This is a genomic window from Ancylobacter gelatini (genome assembly GCF_022601675.1).
GTDB classification, from domain to species: domain Bacteria; phylum Pseudomonadota; class Alphaproteobacteria; order Rhizobiales; family Xanthobacteraceae; genus Ancylobacter; species Ancylobacter gelatini.
In genome coordinates this window covers 38,690-57,205 of sequence record NZ_JAKVIL010000014.1, presented here as the reverse complement: position 1 = coordinate 57,205, position 18,516 = coordinate 38,690, and the positions used below count along the sequence as shown (strand labels likewise).

The window sequence follows — 18,516 nt, the reverse complement described above, 5'->3', positions numbered from 1 at the left end:
TTACATCGGCCTGAACGGTCCGGGATGGGCGCGATGGAGATTCGCGCGCGCCATCCCGAGGTTGACGGCACCGGCCACAGCCGGCATCGTCCGGCCGGTTCGCGGCGGACGGTATCCGGCTGAAATCGGGCCGCCTCCGCCGGTCGGCGGATCACGAGCCGCCCGGCATCGGGTGAACAAGGCGTCCGGCCGGTCGGCACGACCGGCGACGGACAGGGCGCCGCGAAGACGGGGATCGACTTGGAGAGCAGGCGGGGACCTATCGGCATGCGGCGCACCCGCGCTGCGGCGTTCGACCTCGGCGACGAGCCCCCGCTCGGCGTCGACGGCGATGCCGAGGAGCCGATCAACCGCCGCCGCATCTCGATCCGCTGGCTGATGGCCACCATGCTCACCGGCATTTGCGGTGCCGCGCTGATGGGCGGTGCGGTCTACGCCGCGCTCGACGGCGAATATCGTTTTGCCCAGAGCCCCGAGACGGTGCGCTCGGCCCTGCGCGGCGCGTTGGCCGCGGGCGAGCGCCCCTCCAATGTCGCCCGCAAGGGCGACCGCATGTCGCTGCTGTCCGAGAGCTTCGGCGCCAAGCAGACGCTGCGCCTGTCGACCGCATCCAAGGAAGGCGGCCGCGAGGTCATCAAGGTGCGCGCCGTCACCAAGGTCGCGTCCAACCTCGCCCAGACCGTCACCAGCGCGTCGGTCGACGTGCCCCGCTTCAATCCGGCCAAGCTCATCGCCGAGACCGTCAACGCCAAGGATAACGAGGTCGTGCAGGCCGAGCCGACGGGCGAACTCACCCTCGTGGTGCGCGACCTCGCCAGCCTGCCCCCCAGCACCAAATTCGCCGGCGAGCTGCCGATGGAAGACGTGCTGATGAAGGTGCGCGAGACCGCCGAATTCGGCATGCCCACGGTCGATTCCGGCGCCCCTGCCCTGGCCAGCCTCGGCGGCGCGCTCGGCTATGCCGCGTTCGGCGCGGCCGACCCGCTGAACGGCGTGCCGCAACCCGACAATATGAACACGATCGACAAGACCGGTCAGGACGCATCCGGCGGCAATGACTGGTCGGAGCGCGCGGTGGTCGCCAAGAAGGGCGACACCATCACCTCGATCCTGATGGATCTCGGCGTCGCCGAAATCTCCGCCCGCGCGGCCTCCGACGCCTTCAGCATGCGCGATCTCAAGGGCCCGCTCACCGCGGGGCTGCGCCTCAATGTGCTGCTGGATGCCGGGGCTGCCGGCACCGTGGTCCCGCTGCGCGTCGCGGTATTCGGCGACAGCGGGCATCAGGGCACGGTCGCGCTCTCCGACACCGGCCGCTTCCTGCCGGTACAGGAGCCGGCGGATATGCAGGTCGCCGACGTCGCGCCGGATGACAGCGACGAGGACGGCAGCGGCCGCAGCGGCATCACGCTCTATGAGAGCCTGTGGGAGACCGCGCTGCGCAACGACGTGCCGCGTCCGGTGGTCGAGAACCTGATCCGCGTCTATTCCTTCGACGTCGACTTCCAGCGCCGCGTGCGCACCGGGGATTCCTTCGAGGTGCTGTTCGAACCCGACGAGAGCGGCGGCGCCGGCGGCGTGATCTATGCCGGGCTGACCGTCGGCGGCGAGGAGCGGCGTTATTACCGCTACCAGACGCCGGATGACGGGCTGGTCGATTTCTATGACGACAGCGGCAAGAGCGCGAAGAAGTTCCTGGTCCGCAAGCCGCTCTCCGGCGGCACGCTGCGTTCCGGCTTCGGCATGCGCCGCCATCCGATCCTCGGCTATAGCCGCCTGCATTCCGGCGTCGACTGGTCGGACCGCACCGGCACCCCGATCTATGCCGCCGGCAATGGCACGATCAAGAAGGCGGCCTGGACCTCGGGCTATGGCCGCCGCATCGAGATCCAGCACGCCAACGGCTATGTCACCACCTATTCGCACCAGTCCGGCTTCGCCAAGGGTATCCGCGAGGGCGTCCGGGTGCGGCAGGGCCAGCTCATCGGCTATATCGGCTCGACCGGCCTCTCCACCGGCGCGCACCTGCATTACGAGGTGCTGGTGAACGGACGCTTCGTCGATCCGATGCGCATCCGCCTGCCGCGCGGGCGCGCGCTGGACGGTAAGATCTACGCGGCCTTCGAGGACGAGCGCGAGCGCATCGACACGCTGCTGAACCGCGGCTCGGCGCCTAAGGTCGCCGGCACGGCGCGCACCGCGAGCAACTGATGCTGGACGGACCTCGCCTCGCCCCCCGCTCCGGCCGCCCGGCAACCTCGCTGGTGGTGCTGCTGCACGGCTATGGCGCCGACGGGCGCGACCTCATCGACCTCGGCGACTATTGGGCCACCGGCCTGCCGGACACCGCCTTCGTCTCCCCGCACGCCCCCGAGCCGCTGGGAATAGCGCCGGTCGGGCGGCAATGGTTCGCCTATGTCGAGCGCAACGACCGCGAGCGATGGATCGGCGTCCAGTCCGCCCATGCCGCCCTCGACGGCTTCCTCGATGCGGAGCTGGCGCGGCTGGGGCTCGATGATTCGCGGCTCGCTCTGGTCGGTTTCAGCCAGGGCACGATGATGGCGCTGCACACCGGCCTGCGCCGCAAACGCCCGCCGGCCGGTATTGTCGGCTTTTCCGGTATTCATGTCGTTCCCGAGGGCGCGGCGCTGGAGGCGGCGGACGCGCAGATCACCAGCCGCCCGCCGGTACTGCTGATCCATGGCGATCTCGACGAGGTGATCCCGCCGGTCGCCCTGCCCCGTGCCGTGGAAACGCTGGATGCGCGCGGCATCGACGTGCGTGCGCACCTGTCGAACGGCCTCGGCCACGGCATCGACCAGACCGGTGTGACGCTGGCTGGCCGCTTCCTGTCCGAGGTGCTGCGCGGCTGACCGCGCCACGCAGAACCACGCGCCGCTCATACAGGCGCTTCACAAGACTGACACGCTACATATAGAGTATGGCCGTGCGTCGCGCGGCGCCATGTGCCGGGCTGGCGCTCCAGAAATGGGGAGCAAGTGCTTGACGGCGACTGTGTCCCAAAGCGTTTCGCACGGCATCTCGCAAGGTGCCTGGCCTGCCCTCGTGCTCAATGCCGATTTCCGGCCTCTGAGCTATTACCCGCTCTCGGTCTGGTCCTGGCAGGACGCGATCAAGGCGGTGTTTCTCGATCGCGTGAACATCGTCGAATATTACGAGCGCCAGGTCTCCAGCGCCAATTTCCAGATGCGGCTGCCGAGCGTGGTCTCGCTCAAGACCTTCATCCGCCCGGCACGCCAGCCCGCCTTCACCCGCTTCAACGTGTTCCTGCGCGACCGCTTCACCTGCCAGTATTGCGAATCGCGCGAGGAATTGACCTTCGATCACGTGATTCCGCGCTCGCGCGGCGGCCAGACCACCTGGGAGAACGTGGTCGCCGCCTGTTCGCCCTGCAACCTCAGGAAGGGCGGGATGATGCCCGCGGAAGCGCGGATGATCCCGCGCCAGCGGCCCTACCACCCCACCGTGTTCGACCTGCACCAGAACGGGCGGCATTTCCCGCCCAACTATCTGCACGATAGCTGGGTCGACTATCTGTACTGGGACACCGAGCTCGACCCGTGAGCCGCGCTCACCGGCTTTTCGCCGCCGCGCCCCACATGGCGATGCCGGTCAGGAACGCCGCGATCAGCGCATTGTAGCCGGCCAGCGACAGGCCGGCGAGCCGCCACGCCGCCTCGTCGCAGCGCGCCACATGGGCGGTCTGCAACGCATCCAGAAGATTGCCGCCCCCGGTCACCGGGCCGGAGCCCGAGCACGCCACCGGGCCGGTCCATAACTGCCATTCAATGCCGGCGTGATAGACGGCGAGCGCGCCGGAAAGCGCCATCAGCATCGCAGCAAGCCCCAGCATCATCCGCGCCGGTCCCTGCCGGCCGATCATCGCGAACCCGATCGCGCCGAGCGCCACCGGCACGCCGATGTAATAGGGAATGCGCTGCTCCAGGCAGAGCGGGCACGGCGCGAGGCCAACCACGAGCTGGAAGTACCACGCCCCCGCCAGCGCCCCGGCGGCACCGGCGGCGACGATCAAGGCCGCAGCGACCTGACGATTGCGCACATCGGCACGGGTCGCGGAAGCCATGGGGGAAACGGTGTCGGTCATCGGTCGGCAGTCCTGTCGGCTCGGGAAGGCCAACACCTACTGCGCGCCGGCCGGAAGGCAAATCACGTCTCCACGACAAGACGCGACGCTCACTCATGCCGCGTCTGCCGCCGTCCTGCAACGCGCCTCACGGCCGCAGGACGAAGCGCAGCGCCCGCGTCATTGCCGCCGGCACGATCGAGGCGTGGTCCTCGTCCGCCATCAGGGTGAACGCCACCCGCGCCTGCGGCCCGAGCGCCTCCGCCGCCGCCTGGGAGAGCGCCCGCGCGCGGTCGGCCATGGCGCGGCGCGCCCGGCGCTCCAGCATCTCGGCGGATTGCGGCAGCCCCCGCTGCCACGGCGCCAGCTGCTGCTCCCATTCACCGACCATGACGGCGAGCCGGCGCGGCCCGCGCGCCAGATGCGCCAGCCCGTCGAGAAGACGGGGCTCGTCCCACCAGATCGAGGGGCTGATCGCGACATAGGACTGGAAGCACGCCGTGTTCCGGCACAGCACATCCAGCACGAACCAGCCGGCCAGCGAGTGGCCGATGAGCGCCTGACGGCCGGGATCGACCGGGCATTCGCGAGCGATGCGCGGCTTCAACACCTCTTCGATAAAGGCGAGGAAGGCGTCGCGCCCGCCAGTCGCGCGCGCGTCGCCCCCGGGCGGCGACGCCTCGGCGCTCGGCCCCGCCGTATAATCGAAGGTGCGGCGGGCGCGGTCATAGACCCCCTCGGCGGGATAGCCGATGCCGACGATCACCGCCGGCGTAACGCCGGTGCCCTGCGGACGCTCCGCCCCACGCCGCAGCGCCTCGACGAGGGTGGCGAAGCCGGCATTGGCGTCGAGCAGATAGAGCACCGGAAAGCCGCCCGGCGGCGGGGTCTCGCGCGGCACGGCGATGAAGATGCGCCAGGCCGGCCCCTCGCCAGCCGCGAGGTCGAAGCTGTGGGCATGGGGAAGGGTGACGGGCTGGTGCATCGCTGGGCTCGGCCTCGCGCGCCGACCCGGTGCCGGGCGCCGGCCAAGAACTAGCCCATGAGCACCGGCGCGCAAGCAGCGCGGCTCCAGAATCGAACGATTCTAAAGATTTTCCTTATTCGTCATTGGCTTGACCCATGCTCGCCCCGCATGCTTGAACGCTCGGGCGGCGGCACGCGCCCGCCGCTCCGCCATTCGCATCCGCCCACGACCGGCGGAGCGCAGGACCGCCATGACCGACGCCGCCGCCACCCCCGCGCCGCTCGCCGCCTATGCCCGGCTGATCCGCCGGCGCGTCGCCATTGTCGCGGGGCTCGGCGTGGTGATGGTGGTCGCGCTGCTGTTCGACATCGCCACCGGCCCCTCGAACCTGCCGGTGGGCGAGGTGATCGCCGGCCTGCTGCACCCCTCCACCCTCAGCGCCCCGGCGCGGGTGATCATCTGGGAGGTGCGCCTGCCCTACGCGCTGATGGCGGTGCTTGTCGGGGCCGCACTGGCGCTGGCCGGGGCGGAGATGCAGACCATCCTCAACAACCCGCTGGCCAGCCCGTTCACGCTCGGCGTCTCTTCGGCCGCCTCCTTCGGCGCCGCATTGGCGCTGGTTCTGGGACTGGCCATCCCCGGCCTGCCGGCGGGCTGGAACCTGCCGGCGCTGGCCTTCGTCTTCGCCTTCGGCTCGGTGCTGATGCTGCAGGCGCTGGCCAGTCTGCGCGGCACGGGCGTGGAAACACTGGTGCTGTTCGGCATCGCCATGGTGTTCACCTTCAACGCGCTGGTCGCGCTGGTGCAGTTCGTCGCCAGCCAGGAGGCCCTCCAGCAGCTCGTGTTCTGGAGCATGGGGAGCCTCGCGCGGGCGACCTGGGAGAAGCTCGCCGGCCTCGCCTTCGTGCTGGCCCTCACCGCGCCATTCTCGCTGGCGGCATCGTGGAAGATGACGGCGCTGCGGCTCGGCGAGGATCGGGCACGCAGTTTCGGCATCGCGGTCGCCCGGCTGCGCTTCCTGTCGCTGCTGCGGGTCAGCCTCCTGGCAGCGACCTCGGTGGCCTTCGTCGGCACCATCGGGTTCATCGGGCTGGTGGCGCCGCATATTGCGCGCCTGCTGGTGGGCGAGGACCACCGCTTCTTCCTGCCGGCGAGCCTGCTCTGCGGGGCGGCGATCATGTCGCTGGCGTCGGTCGCCTCCAAGATCCTCGTGCCCGGCACCCTGCTGCCGGTCGGCATCGTCACAGCGCTGATCGGCGTGCCGTTCTTCATCGCCCTGATCTTCTCCCGGCGCGAGCGGCTGTGATGGCGCGCACGCTGCATGTTGAAAAGCTCCATGTCGGCTATGGCCGCCGGACGGTCATCGAGAGCCTGGACCTGCCCGCGATCGCGGGCGGCGAGGTGACGGCGCTGGTCGGCCCCAATGCCGCCGGCAAGACCACGCTGCTGCGCGCGCTCGCCGGCCTCAACCCGGCGCGCGGCTCGGTTCGGCTCGATGATATCGAGCTGACCGCGCTCTCTATTGCCGGCCATGCCCGCCATGTCACCTACATGCCGCAGGCCCTGCCGCAGCGCGTGGCGCTCACCGTTTTCGAGGCGACGCTCTCGGCGCTGATGTCCGCGCGCGAGGACATCCTGCCGGCCGCCGAGGCGCGGGCGAAGGCGCTCGCGACGTTGGAACGGCTTGGCATCGCCGATCTCGCCATGCGCGGGCTGGATGAACTTTCCGGCGGCCAGCGCCAGCTCGCCAGCCTCGCCCAGTCCATCGTGCGCGAGCCGGCCGTGCTGCTGCTGGACGAGCCGACCAGCGCACTCGACATTCACCACCAGATCCGGGTGATGCAGTTCGTCGAGGAACTGGCGCGCGAGCGCGGCATCATCGTCATCATCGTGCTGCACGACATCGCCCAGGCCGCGCGCTTCGCCCGGCGCATCGTGGTGCTTCAGAATGGCCGCATAGCCGCCGACGGCGCGCCGGAAGTGGCCGTGACGCCGCCGATGCTGGCGCAGGTCTACAAGGTGGAGGCGCGCGTGGAGCGCTGCTCGCGCGGCATGCTGCAGATCATGGTCGACCGGCCACTTGAGAGTTGATCGCCGTCACGCCCGCAGTGTCGCGCCTCCGTCGACATAGAGGTCGGTCATGGTGATGTGGCCGGCGCGGGCGGAGAGCAGGAACACCGCCGCCTCCGCCACATCCTCCGGGCTCGCCAGCTTGCCAAGCGGAATGCCGGATTTGAAGTCCGGCAGCGAGCCGGCGATCACCCGCGCCGCGCCGTTCTCATCCGCCCACATGCCGGTCTGCATCGCGGTCAGCGTCGAGCCGGGCGCCACAATGTTGCAGCGGATGCCGTGGGGCGCCAGTTCCAGCCCGAGGCACCGCGTGAACATGGTCGCCGCCGCCTTGGAGGCGGCATAGGCGGCCATGGCGTGGCGCGGAATGCCGGCGGCGTTGGATGACACCGTGACCATGGCCCCCCGCCCGCGCGGCTGCATCACCCGCGCCAGCGCGCGGGAGACGCGGAACACGCCCTTGGCGTTGATGTCGAACACCCGGTCCCATTCTTCGTCGGAAAGCGCGGTGACCGCGACATAGGACAACACCCCCGCGACATAGGCGGCGAGGTCGATGGGACCTTCCTCGGCCTCGATCCGCGCCACCAGCGCGTCGACCGCGCCGCTGTCGCGGACATCGAGGGGTTCGACCCGCGCCGCTCCCTCGATGCCGTCCAGCGCCTCCGGACGGTCGGTCGCGACCACCCGCGCGCCTTCCTCCGCCAGCAGCCGGACGACCGCGCGGCCTATGCCTCCGCCGGCGCCGGTGACGACAGCGAGGCGGCCGGTGATGCCATTGTCGCGCATGGTGTTTCGTCCTTGTTGTCCGTCCGCTCCATCGCCCGCGCGAGAACCGGCGCGATAACGGCGGTCGCTTCCGGGCCGGTGAGGAAGGCGTGGAGGCTCGGCACGTCGGTGATGTCGAGCGCCCCGACATAGGGCGCCCAGAGCTGCGGCGTCAGGCCGGTGCCTTCATGGTCCAGCGCCGCGCGGAAATAGGTGATCGTTCCCGCGTAGCGCGTGTGGAAATGCCCGCGCACCAGCGCGCTGTTGCCGGCAACCACGCGCACCACGCCGTCCAGAGCCGCGTCCGGCAGCGTGCCGAGCGGGCTATCCGTGGCGCGCAGGAAGGCGATGACCGATTGCCGGTTCAGGGCGAGAGCCGGCAACCGGTCCGGATCATGGCCGGCAATGGCGAGCAGCGCTTTCAGCGCGTCGCCCTCCTGCGGCTCCGGCTCGTCGCGCCAGCAATCGGTGGGATAGGCGTCGAGCATCGCCACTACGCCGAGCCTTGCGCCTCCCTCGGCCAGCTTCACCGCCACCGCCTGAGCCAGAATGCCGCCGACCGACCAGCCGACGAGGTGATAGGGACCTTGCGGAAACACCTGCCGGATACGCGCGGCATAGTCGGCGGCAAGCGCGTCGAGGCTCGAAGCCAGCGGCACATCGGGCGCGAGCGCCGGGGCCTGAAGGCCGTGGACGGTGCGCCGCGGCTGGAGCGCCCGTGCCAGCCGGCCATAGCACCAGGAAATGCCGCCGGCCGGGTGGATGGCGAAGAGCGGCGGCAGGTCCGGAGCACCCTCGATCAGCGTGATCAGCGGATCGAGCCCGGCCTCGACCACGCCTTCGCCGGCATCGATGAGCGCGGCCAGCGCGGCGATGCTCGGATGGGAGAACAGCGCGCCGAGGCCGGGGTCATGACCGAACAACTCGCGCACGCGGAGCAGCAGCGCCACGGCCTGAAGCGAATCCCCGCCCAGCGAAAAGAAGTCATCCTCCGCCGACATCTCGTCAGACACGCCAAGCTGTTCAGCGAACAGTTCCGCGAGACGCCGTTCGGTCGCCGTCGCCGGATGTCGCCCGCCGGTTCCCGCAAAGTCCGGCGCCGGAAGCGCTGAACGGTCGAGCTTGCCGTTGGACGTCACCGGCAGTGCCTCGAGCGCGACAAAGGCGGAGGGCACCATATAGTCGGGCACGCGCGCGGCGACATGGGCGCGCAGCCTTTCGATATCGGGCGCGCCGTCGGCCACGACATAAGCGACGATGCGCTGCGCTCCCGGCTGGTCCTCGCGGGCGATGATCGCCGCCTGCCGCACCAGGCCCGCACTCATGACCGCCGCCTCGATCTCGCCCAGCTCGACCCTGAGGCCCCGGATCTTGATCTGGTGGTCGGAGCGGCCGAGATAGACCACCGCCCCCTCCGACCGCCAGCTCGCGAGGTCGCCGGTCTTGTACATGCGTTCGCCCGGCACGAAAGGATCGGGGACGAATCGTTCGGCGGTAAGGTCCGGCCGTCCGAGATAGCCGCGCGCGAGTTGCACACCGGCGAGATAAAGATGGCCGGCGACGCCCGGCGGCTGCGGGCGGTTGGCGTCGTCCAGCACATAGAGCCGCGTGTTCCACACCGGAAAGCCGATCGGCACCGGATGGGAGGCGTCCTCCGCCGACGCCGGCCAATAACTCACATCAACCGCCGCCTCGGTCGGCCCGTAGAGATTGTGCAGCTCGGCGACGACCGTTCGGTGGAACCGATCGCGCAGCTCCGCCGGCAATTCCTCGCCCGAGCAGAACACGCGGGCGAGCCTTACCCCCTTCGCCGCCGGCTCGGCGAGGAAGGCGGCGAGCATCGAGGGCACGAAATGCGCGGTGGTGACGCCCTCCTCGCGGATCAGCGTCGCGATGGCGCGCGGGTCGCGATGGGCCTCCGGCGGGGCGACGACGAGGCTGGCGCCGCTGATGAAGGGCAGGAAGAACTCCCACACCGAGACGTCGAAGGTCATCGGCGTCTTCTGCAGGATACGGTCGCTGGCGTCGAATCCGTAATGGACGCGCATCCATTCCAGCCGGTTGACGATGGCTCGGTGCTCCACAACCACGCCCTTGGGCTCCCCCGTGGAGCCGGAGGTGTAGATCACATAGGCCGCATCGTCCGGCTGGGCGATGGGCAGCGTCGCCTCGCCGGGCCGGCTCTCCCAGTCGTCCGGCGCCAGCACCGGCACGCGGCCGAAGCGCGGCCGCTCCTGCGGTAAAGCCAGCGCCAGAACCGGCTCGGCGGAGGAAAGAATGCGCGCGAGCCGCTCGTCGGGATGGCTCAGATCGAGCGGCAGATAGGCCGCGCCGGCGCGCAGCACCGCAAGCAGCGCGACGATCAGCTCCAGTGAACGCGGCAAAGCGATGGCGACGATCGAGCCGCGCCCGACGCCAGCCCGCACCATCTGCCCGGCCAGCGCCCGGCTGCGCGCCTCCAGCGTCGCGCAATCGATGGTCCCGCCGTTAAAGCGCACAGCCGTTGCATCCGGCGTGCGGGCGAGCCCGGCCTCGATCAGCGCGCTGAGCGTGACATCGGGCACAGGACGTGTGGTGTCGTTCACCTCGAACAGATAGCGCCGTGCCTCCGCCATGGTCGCGGTCGGCACGTCGGCGAGGCGCCGCGCCGTGAGGCAGGTGGCGACGAAGGTGGAAAGTCGCGCGGTATGCGCCTCCACCTCTCCGATCGTGTACAGGTCCGGATTGGCGTCGACCTCCAGCCGCAGCCCCTCCGTACCGTGCAGGCGGAAGGTGAAGGTGATGTCCTCCACCGGCCCGGTGGACAGCACCTCCAGCCGCGTCTCAAGGCCAGAAAAGCGCGGCGTTTCGTCGAAGGGCAGGATGTTGACCAGCGGCCCGTGCAGCCGGCGCTGGCCGCCGATCAGCTTGAGGTCACGGCGAAGCTGCTCGCTTCGATAGCGTCCATGACGCCGCGCCCGGGTGAACGCTTTCGCCGCCTGGGCCAGCATCTCATCGAGCGGGGCGTCTTCGTCAGGGGCGAGCCGCAGCGGCAGCACGTTCATCAGCATGGCCGGTACCCGCGCCGCCGCACTACCGAGCCGCGCCATGAACGGCACGCCGAGAATGACTTCCGGCGTGCCGGTATGCCGGCGGACATAGGCGCCGGCGAGCGCGGTGAGAACATCCGGCCACGGGATCGCGATGCGCTCGGCGAGCGCGCGCAGGCGGGCGAAGGTGGCGGCGTCGATTTCCACCGCGCGGCGGTGGAACTGCGCGGCGCTGACCGGCGCGCCGGGTGCCAGCGAGGCCACGTCCGGCCTGTCGGCGAAAAGCGCGCCCCAGAAAGCGGCGTCCTGCTCCCGCTTCGGCGAGCCGCGATAGGCTGCATCTTCCGCCAGCACCACGCCGAGCCCCGGCAGCGGATTGCCCTGCGGTGTGCCGCGCAGCCGCGCATTGTAAAGCTCGGCGACGCGCTGGGTGAGCAGGATCATGCCGTAGCCGTCTATGGCGAGGTGGTGGATGCGCTGCTGCCAGACGAAACGTCGCGGGCCGAGAATGAACAGGCGCTCGCCGGCGAGCGGATCGCGGGTCGGGTCGACCGGGATTGCCATGTCGCGGGCGATGTCGGCTTGCGCCGCCGCCAGCGGGTCGGGCGCCGCCGACACGTCGATGATGTGGAGATGCGGACGCGCCTCGTGCAGCACGCGCTGAACCGGACCGGCAGGCGTTTCCTCCATGCGCAGCGACAGTGACGCCGCCTCCGCCACACCCTGCGCCAGCGCCGCCTCGAAGGCGGGAAGATCCAGAGGGCCGGTCAGTTCGATGTACTGTCCGGTGTTGAACAGCGGATTGCCGGGGGCGAGCCGCTGCGCATACCACAGGCCTGACTGCGCCTCGGTGAGTGGATGCACGGGACCGGACACGAGCACCTCAGCCGTTGCGCGTGTTCTGCCGGGCCTCGACCAGCGCCCACCAACCGGCCAGCGTCGGGTTCTCGGCGAATTCGGCGAATTCCAGTTCCAGCCCGCCCTCGCTCCACGCCAGCACGAGGTTCATGGCGCGCATGGAATCGAGGCCGAGATCCATTAGGCTGTCCTCGTCGCCGATCTCGGACGGGTCCTCGTGCAGCATGCGGGCGATGTCGGCGCGCATTTTCTCCCTGGTCACCGGGACGGCCGGGGTGACGATGCGCTGGATATCGCCGGGTTCGATGCTCATCGCAGCAGCTCCACAATCTGCTCGGTGGCGAGCGGCACGCCGCAGACATCCGCCACATATTTCAAAGCGAGGTCGTGCTTCTCGCGGGAAAAATCGGCCAGCGCGTCGGCAGCCATGAACGGCTCGATGTCGTGCATGAAGGCGTCGGCGGCGGTCAACGTGCAGCCGATATGGGCATAGACGCCGCAGATGACGAGCTGGTCGCGGCCGCGCGCGCGCATCAGCGTTTCGAGATTCGAACGCTGGAACGCGCTGTAGCGGTGCTTCACCAGCACGAAGTCGCCGTCCGCCGGCGTCAATGCCTCGTGGATCGGCTGGTGCTCGGGCGCATCGCTCATGCCCGGCCCCCAGAGGTCGGCCTGAAGCCCGCGGTCCCGCCGGTCCTGGTTGCCATGCTGCGCGGTGTAGAACACCGGCACGCCGGCCGCCCTCGCCGCCGCGATCAGCGCCGCGACCTGGACGAGAACCGTGCGCATCGGCTCGGCATCGTGCTGGTAGATGCGCAGGAAATAGTTCTGCATGTCGTGGACCAGCAGCGCCGCGCGGTGCTTCTCCAGAACCCAGGGCGCGCGGGGAGCGGGCAGTTCGTCCGGGCGCGGCAGCTCATAGGTGCCGATGACGGGAAGGCCCGGTTTGGCGTCAGCCATTCTCACGCCTCCGCCTGTTCGAGGAAGCGGCGGCGCAGCGAGGCCCGCAGCTCCTTGCGCGAGACCTTGCCGACGGCGGTGGTCTCGAACGCATCCACGAACACCACCTGATCGGGCACCTTGAAGTCGGCGAGGCCGCGCGTGCGCATCCACGCCTTGAGTGCCGCCGCCTTCGGCTTCTCGCCCTGCGCGATCACGAAGGCGCAGGAGCGCTCGCCGAGAAACTCGTCGGGCAGCGACACCACGGCGGCATCGAACACGTTCGGATGGGCGAGGAGATGATCCTCGATCTCTTCCGCCGAAATCTTCTCGCCCGCGCGGTTGATATGGTCGGTGGCCCGGCCCTGCACCACGAGATAACCCTCCGGCGTGCGCTTCACCATGTCGCCGGTGCGGTAATAGCCGTCGGGGGTGAAGGCGCGGGCATTGGCGCCATCATTATTGTGATAGGCGCGGATGGTGTAGGGCCCGCGCGTGAGCAGGTTGCCGGGCTCGCCCTCGGGCACGGGATGGCCGGCGTCGTCGAGGATCAGCACCTCGTCGTCGGGGCTGATGGGCCGCCCTTGCGTGGTGACGATGGTCTCTTCCGGGTCGTCGAGGCGGGTATAGTTCACCAGCCCCTCGGCCATGCCGAACACCTGCTGCAGCGTACAGCCCAGCACGGGGCGCACCCGGCGCGCAGCTTCCGGCATGAATTTGGCGCCGCCGACCTGAAGGACCTGGAGCGAGGACAGGTCATGCTTCGAGCCCGGCGCGGCCTGGAGCCACAGCAGGGCCAGCGGCGGCACGAGGCCGGTGATGGTCACCCGCTCGCGCTCGATCAGCGTAAAGGCGATCTCCGGGCTCGGCGACGGGCTCATCACCACGGTCGAGCCGGCATGGAGCGCACCCATGAAACCGGGCGAGCTCATCGGGAAATTATGCGCGGCCGGCAGGGCGACCAGATAGACACTCTCCGGCGTCAGCCCGCAGATCTCGGCGCTGGCGCGGAACGAGTAGATGTAATCGTCATGTGTGCGGGGAATGAGCTTGGACAGCCCCGTCGAGCCGCCGGAAATCTGCAGGAACGCGACATCGGACGGGTCGGCGTCCTCCGGCAGCGCGCCGGTGAAGGCGGGCAGCGCGTCGAGCGCGACGAATGGGCCCGGCTCGCCCACCACCACGATATGCTCCAGCGCCGGCACCTCGTTTTGCACCTGCGCTGCAAGCGCCCGGTAGTCGAAACCGTCATGGCTGGAGGCGATCACATAGCCGCGCGCTTCCGCCGTGCGGGCGAAATGTGCGATTTCCACCACGCGATGGGCGGGCAGCGCATAGACCGGCACCAGCCGCGCCCGGAACAGGGCGAACACCACGGAGAGGAACTCCGCGATATTGGGAAGCTGCACCACCACGCGGTCACCGGGCTTCAGCCCCAGCGACAGGAAACCGCCCGCCAGATGTTCGGCGCGGGCCAGCAATTCGGCATAGCTCCAACGCGTCTCGCCCGCGACCACGGCGGTATGCCCGGCAAAGCGCGTCGCCCGCTCGCGCAGCAGGGCGGAGAAGGTCTCGCCGCGCCAATAGCCTTTTTCGCGATAGCGCGCGGCCAACTCGGCCGGCCATGTCTGCGTCAGCGGGATCACGCCGCATCCTCCGGCAGAGGGTGCCCGTCTTCGTCGATGCCGAGCGCGCGCAGCAGCGCGGCGAACTTGGCGGAGGTCTCGTCGCCCTCGGCCTGCGGGTCGGAACCGGGCACGATTCCGGCGCCGGCATAGAGCCGCGCCTCGGCGTCGGCAATTTCGGCGCAGCGTATGGCGACATGCCAGGTGCCATCGCCCGATGCGTCGCACCAGCCGACCGCGCCGGCGTAGAAGCCGCGATCATAGCCTTCAAGCGCCGCGATCGCCCGGTCCGCCGCCGCGCGCGGGGTGCCGCAGACCGCGGGCGTCGGGTGCAGCAGCGCGGCGATGTCGACCGACGGCATCGCGGCATCGCGCACCCGCCCGGTGATGCGGGTGCCGAGATGCCACATGCTGTTGGTCGCGGTGAGCTGGGTGCCCTCCGGCGCACCGAGTTCGGTGCAATAGGGCGCGAGCTGGTCAAGAATGGCGCTCACCACCTCTTGATGCTCGCGATTGTCCTTCTCGGAAGCCAGCAGCGCGCGCGCCGCCGCCTCGTCAGCCACCTTCTCGCGCGAGCGCCGAGCGGAGCCGGCCAGCGGATGGGAGACGATGGCCGCGCCCTTCTTGTCGATCAGCAGTTCCGGCGTCGCGCCAACCAGCGCGCGGGGGCGCTCGCCCGGCAGCGGCACGCAGAACGCCACGGCATGATGGTCCTCGGCGAGCCGGCGCAGCAGGGCGCTGGCGTCCACCGGCCGGTCCGAATTCAGGCGCAGGCTGCGCGACAGCACGATCTTGCGCAACCCGTCCTCTCCACGCGCCATCATCGCGAGCGCCTCGGCCACAGCCGTGCGGTAGCGGGCGAGCGATGGTTCGGGTTGCGCAGTCCAACGCGGCGCGGCAGCCGGCGCGGCCGGCACGAGCGCTGGCGGGGGAAAGGCGGCGGCGAAGCAGGCGCGGCTCGCGCTGCGCGAGACCTCGGCCGGCTGGAACAGATGGGCAGGCCTGCGATGGTCATAAGGCAGCGCGCCGACCAGCAGCCGCGCGCTCGGATGAGCGGCGAACCAGTCCCCCACCCGCTCGCCAAGCGGGCGCTCGCCGGCGGGAAGCACGCCGAGGCAGCCCCGGCCGACCACCGTCTCGCGATCCGATACCAGCGCGAAAGGCAGGGCAGGCGCAAAGCGCGCCTGCGTTCCGGCATCGCGCATGCGCATCGCTCCTTTGGAAGGTGCGGTCATCGGCAGGGTTCCTGTTCGGGACGAACGCGCCCCGTCGGAGACGGGACGCGGGAGAGCGTCAGGCTCGCCCCCGTGAGGGGCGAAGCACGGGCCGGATCAGGGCTTGATCAGGGTCACGGTATCGCCGAAGGGGTCGACCATCGGCACCGGACGCGCGCGCTCGCCGCCGGGAGCGCCGGCAGGAGGCGCACCCGCCGCCGGCGCGGAAGCCGGCTGGACAGGCGGCGTACCGGCCGCGCCAGCCGCGCCAGCCGGGGGCGCGGGCGGACGCGGACGCATGGCGGACTTCATCTTGGACGAGACATAGGCGTTGCCGGTGGCGACATCGATGGTCACGGTCTGCGGCATTGAGCCGAGATTGACGTTGGCGACCGGATCCAGCGTCTTGGTATCGATCAGCGTCACATAGCCGGCGCGGCGGTTGGTGACATAGACGAGACTGCGCTCGGGATCGATCGCCAGCGACAGGGCGCCCTCTCCGGTCGGGATCTGCTTGAGAATCTTGCCGTCCTTGGCGTCGAGCGCCACGACCTCGCCCGAGCCCTGATTCGCGACGAAGACCTGATCGCCGCTCGCGTCATAAGCGACGTTGATCGCCCCCTCGCCGCCCGACGGGAAGCGCTTGGTGACCTGCTTGGTGGCGAGATCGACCACCTGCACCTCGTTGCCGTCCAGCCCCGAGAGGAAAAGCCGGTTGCCCTTGGCATCAAGCGCAAGGCCGGTGACGGAGCCGGTCAGCCCGTCAACGCTGTCGACGACCTTGTTGGTCGCGCCGTCGATGATCCACACCGAGCTCGGCGTGTCGCGGCGGCCGGTGACGGAGACGTAGACGCGGTTCGCCGCCTCGTCGACCGCAATCTGGCGGACATGGGCCTTGTCCTCCTTGGCGATGGTGGCGACGACCTTGCCCGCCTTGAGGTCGACCACGGCGATCGTGCCGTTGCGGGTCTGGGTGCCGTAGAGCGTGTTGGTCTTGTTGTTGATGCCGAGGCCGAAGACCGGATCGTCGCCGAGGGAGATGGTCTCCTTGACCTCGAGCGTCGCCGGATCGAGCGCGACGACACTGGTATCGGTGGACCCGCGCGTGCCGGCAGCGGCGACATAGACCCGGTTCATCGGCGCGCTGAACACCAGCTCGTAGAGCCCCGAGCCCGGCTTGACGGATTTCACGAATTCGGGATCCGCCAGCGCGGCGCCGCTGAAGGCCGCCAGCGCGGTGGCGGCGAGGACGAGGCTGCGCAGGCCGCGCAAGCTGGGGCGTACAGGACGGGCAGTGGTCGGCATGGCGTTTCTCCGTTGGAAAAGCGGGGGACGCGGCGCGGGGGCGCGCGTCGGTCGGTGCATCAGTCGAGGTCGATCCAGTTGGCGCCCGTCACCGGCACGGCGAGAAACCGCTCGTTCAGCGCGCGCTGCGTGGCCTCGACATCGAGATCGGCGAAGAGTTCGGGATGGACCCATTTGGCGAGCAGCCCGACGGTGAGCACGTCGAGCGGCGAGTTGAGGAGCTGGTGGGACAGCCCATGCACCCTCCCCTCGCGCACCGCGTCGAAGCCCGAGAAGCCGGGGCGAGACACCACGCCCTCCAGCGTCTCTCGCGCGCGCTCGGCGCTGTATTCCGGCCCGACCAGCAGCCCGGCCGTGCCTTCCATGTGGCTGCCGCCGGTCGCGATGTAGACCTGCGGGTCCTGCGCGATGACGTATTCGAGATTGAGCTTGCCGAAGGCGCGCGGGATCACCGCCGCACCGATATTGGTGCCGCCCACCATCTCGATGATGTCGCCGACATTGCCGCGGCCCGGCGAGTTGCAGCAATCGGCCGTCATGGCCGCGTGCGGCTCCAGAAAGACGCGCGGGCGCTTGTCCGCGGGCAGCGCCGCCACCTTGGCGGTGATCGCATCCAGTTGCGCGCGGCGGAAGGCCAGAAAGTCGGCCGCCTGCGCCTCGCGTCCCGTGGCTTTGCCGAGCAGGGTGAGGCTCGGCTCAACATTGGTCAGCGGATGGGTGAAGAAATCGATGACCACGACCGGGATGCCCGCCGCCTCGATGCGTGCGCGCTCCTCGTCAGAGGGCTGCGAGCCGAGCGAGAACACGGCGAGGTCCGGCCGCGCCGCCACCACCTGCTCCACGGAAAGCGCCCCGGCTGAACTCGCCACCTTGGCCAGCGAATCGATCGCCGGGAACTTCGCGCGGTAGTCCTCATAGGTCCGCTTGCCGATGCGGTTGATGTCCCGCGGCCAGGCGGCGAGAACACTCACCGGGTCAGGATGCACCAGCGACAGCGCGACGAGGAAACGCCCGTCATCGATCAGTAGCCGGCTCGCCGGCTTCTCAAGCGTCACCTCGCGCCCGGTAACGTCGGTCAGCGTCACCTGCGCGCGCGCGCCGGCCGACAGCAGGCACAGCACCAACGCGGCGACAACGATTCCGGCGAAACGGTGGGCGAAAGCCGTCCAGACATAGGACAGACGGCTGGATGAACGATCCGCTCGGCTTCGCATCATGGAGAACTTCGTGGACGGTGATCGACAGTGAAGATGGCTATCCGCCTTCTGCACCCAGACCGTCAACTAAACAATCTGTAATCGTTTGTTTTTAATTAGTCTAATCTGATTATAGCCATAAGCCTGTTTGGAATTACTTAAAGTAATGATCACAAACCTTACCCAAGGCAAGGCCGCCGCTGATGACGGCGACTCGGACAGGAGATGGTGTCATGCCGGTGCGGCACTTGGACCGGGCGCATTGAGGGGGCGGAAATGGCCTCCCGGAAGGGATTCGAACCCCTGACCCCAGGTTTAGGAAACCTGTGCTCTATCCTGCTGAGCTACCGGGAGGTGGAAGCCTCGACTTCCCCGCTATCCGGCGCAGGGGCAGGACAGCTTCCTAGCGTATGAAGCGAATCGTCGTCACGGGCAAGCAT

Annotated in this window: 15 protein-coding genes and 1 tRNA gene; 5 read left to right on the top strand and 11 right to left on the bottom strand. The window is 69.4% G+C overall.

Going from position 1 to position 18,516, the window contains the following annotated elements:
• Nucleotides 1-267 precede the first annotated feature (267 nt).
• The 3 genes from MKI84_RS19670 (at nt 268) to MKI84_RS19660 (ending at nt 3,585) form a co-directional block, all read left to right on the top strand.
• Complete coding sequence (locus MKI84_RS19670) at nt 268-2,211, top strand: M23 family metallopeptidase (RefSeq protein WP_241621961.1); 1,944 nt, start codon at nt 268-270, stop codon at nt 2,209-2,211.
• On the top strand, nt 2,211-2,873 hold the full coding sequence (locus MKI84_RS19665) for an alpha/beta hydrolase (protein ID WP_241621960.1): 663 nt from the start codon (nt 2,211-2,213) through the stop codon (nt 2,871-2,873). Before MKI84_RS19670 ends, MKI84_RS19665 begins: the two co-directional genes overlap by 1 nt.
• Before the next feature lie 166 nt (nt 2,874-3,039).
• Nucleotides 3,040-3,585 carry an HNH endonuclease gene (locus MKI84_RS19660; RefSeq protein ID WP_425353869.1) on the top strand — a complete coding sequence of 182 codons (546 nt, stop codon included), beginning with the start codon at nt 3,040-3,042 and terminating at the stop codon, nt 3,583-3,585.
• A gap of 7 nt (nt 3,586-3,592) precedes the next feature.
• On the opposite strand, the gene MKI84_RS19655 is transcribed toward MKI84_RS19660, so the two are convergent.
• Together MKI84_RS19655 and MKI84_RS19650 are read right to left on the bottom strand one after the other, a co-directional pair.
• Nucleotides 3,593-4,126 (bottom strand): disulfide bond formation protein B, encoded by a 534-nt coding sequence (locus tag MKI84_RS19655; RefSeq protein WP_241621959.1) that lies wholly within the window; start codon nt 4,124-4,126, stop codon nt 3,593-3,595.
• 127 nt (nt 4,127-4,253) lie between these two features.
• On the bottom strand, nt 4,254-5,090 hold the full coding sequence (locus MKI84_RS19650) for an alpha/beta hydrolase (RefSeq protein WP_241621958.1): 837 nt from the start codon (nt 5,088-5,090) through the stop codon (nt 4,254-4,256).
• A 232-nt stretch (nt 5,091-5,322) separates the two neighbouring features.
• Here MKI84_RS19650 and MKI84_RS19645 point away from each other — a divergent pair, with 232 nt between their 5' ends.
• Nucleotides 5,323-6,378, top strand: coding sequence for a FecCD family ABC transporter permease (locus MKI84_RS19645; RefSeq protein ID WP_241621957.1), 1,056 nt, complete (start codon nt 5,323-5,325; stop codon nt 6,376-6,378).
• Nucleotides 6,378-7,163, top strand: coding sequence for an ABC transporter ATP-binding protein (locus tag MKI84_RS19640; RefSeq protein ID WP_241621956.1), 786 nt, complete (start codon nt 6,378-6,380; stop codon nt 7,161-7,163). The genes MKI84_RS19645 and MKI84_RS19640 overlap by 1 nt, the downstream gene beginning before the upstream one ends.
• Before the next feature lie 6 nt (nt 7,164-7,169).
• Here the strand turns inward: MKI84_RS19640 and MKI84_RS19635 are convergent, their stop codons facing one another.
• The 9 genes from MKI84_RS19635 to MKI84_RS19595 all read right to left on the bottom strand — a co-directional run bounded on the left by MKI84_RS19635 (nt 7,170) and on the right by MKI84_RS19595 (nt 18,430).
• Nucleotides 7,170-7,931 carry a 2,3-dihydro-2,3-dihydroxybenzoate dehydrogenase gene (locus MKI84_RS19635; protein ID WP_241621955.1) on the bottom strand — a complete coding sequence of 254 codons (762 nt, stop codon included), beginning with the start codon at nt 7,929-7,931 and terminating at the stop codon, nt 7,170-7,172.
• Nucleotides 7,871-11,815: an amino acid adenylation domain-containing protein gene (locus tag MKI84_RS19630; protein WP_241621954.1), complete on the bottom strand. Its 3,945-nt coding sequence runs from the start codon at nt 11,813-11,815 to the stop codon at nt 7,871-7,873. Before MKI84_RS19630 ends, MKI84_RS19635 begins: the two co-directional genes overlap by 61 nt.
• Before the next feature lie 7 nt (nt 11,816-11,822).
• Complete coding sequence (locus tag MKI84_RS19625; protein ID WP_241621953.1) at nt 11,823-12,110, bottom strand: phosphopantetheine-binding protein; 288 nt, start codon at nt 12,108-12,110, stop codon at nt 11,823-11,825.
• Nucleotides 12,107-12,757 (bottom strand): isochorismatase family protein, encoded by a 651-nt coding sequence (locus MKI84_RS19620; RefSeq protein WP_241621952.1) that lies wholly within the window; start codon nt 12,755-12,757, stop codon nt 12,107-12,109. Before MKI84_RS19620 ends, MKI84_RS19625 begins: the two co-directional genes overlap by 4 nt.
• Before the next feature lie 2 nt (nt 12,758-12,759).
• On the bottom strand, nt 12,760-14,382 hold the full coding sequence (locus MKI84_RS19615; protein ID WP_241621951.1) for a (2,3-dihydroxybenzoyl)adenylate synthase: 1,623 nt from the start codon (nt 14,380-14,382) through the stop codon (nt 12,760-12,762).
• Nucleotides 14,379-15,566, bottom strand: coding sequence for an isochorismate synthase (locus MKI84_RS19610; RefSeq protein ID WP_241621950.1), 1,188 nt, complete (start codon nt 15,564-15,566; stop codon nt 14,379-14,381). Before MKI84_RS19610 ends, MKI84_RS19615 begins: the two co-directional genes overlap by 4 nt.
• 126 nt (nt 15,567-15,692) lie before the next feature.
• Complete coding sequence (locus MKI84_RS19605; RefSeq protein WP_241621949.1) at nt 15,693-16,880, bottom strand: YncE family protein; 1,188 nt, start codon at nt 16,878-16,880, stop codon at nt 15,693-15,695.
• A 59-nt stretch (nt 16,881-16,939) separates the two neighbouring features.
• Nucleotides 16,940-18,097, bottom strand: coding sequence for an ABC transporter substrate-binding protein (locus tag MKI84_RS19600; protein WP_241621948.1), 1,158 nt, complete (start codon nt 18,095-18,097; stop codon nt 16,940-16,942).
• Nucleotides 18,098-18,353: 256 nt separating this feature from the next.
• Nucleotides 18,354-18,430 (bottom strand) — tRNA-Arg (locus MKI84_RS19595).
• Nucleotides 18,431-18,516 lie beyond the last annotated feature (86 nt).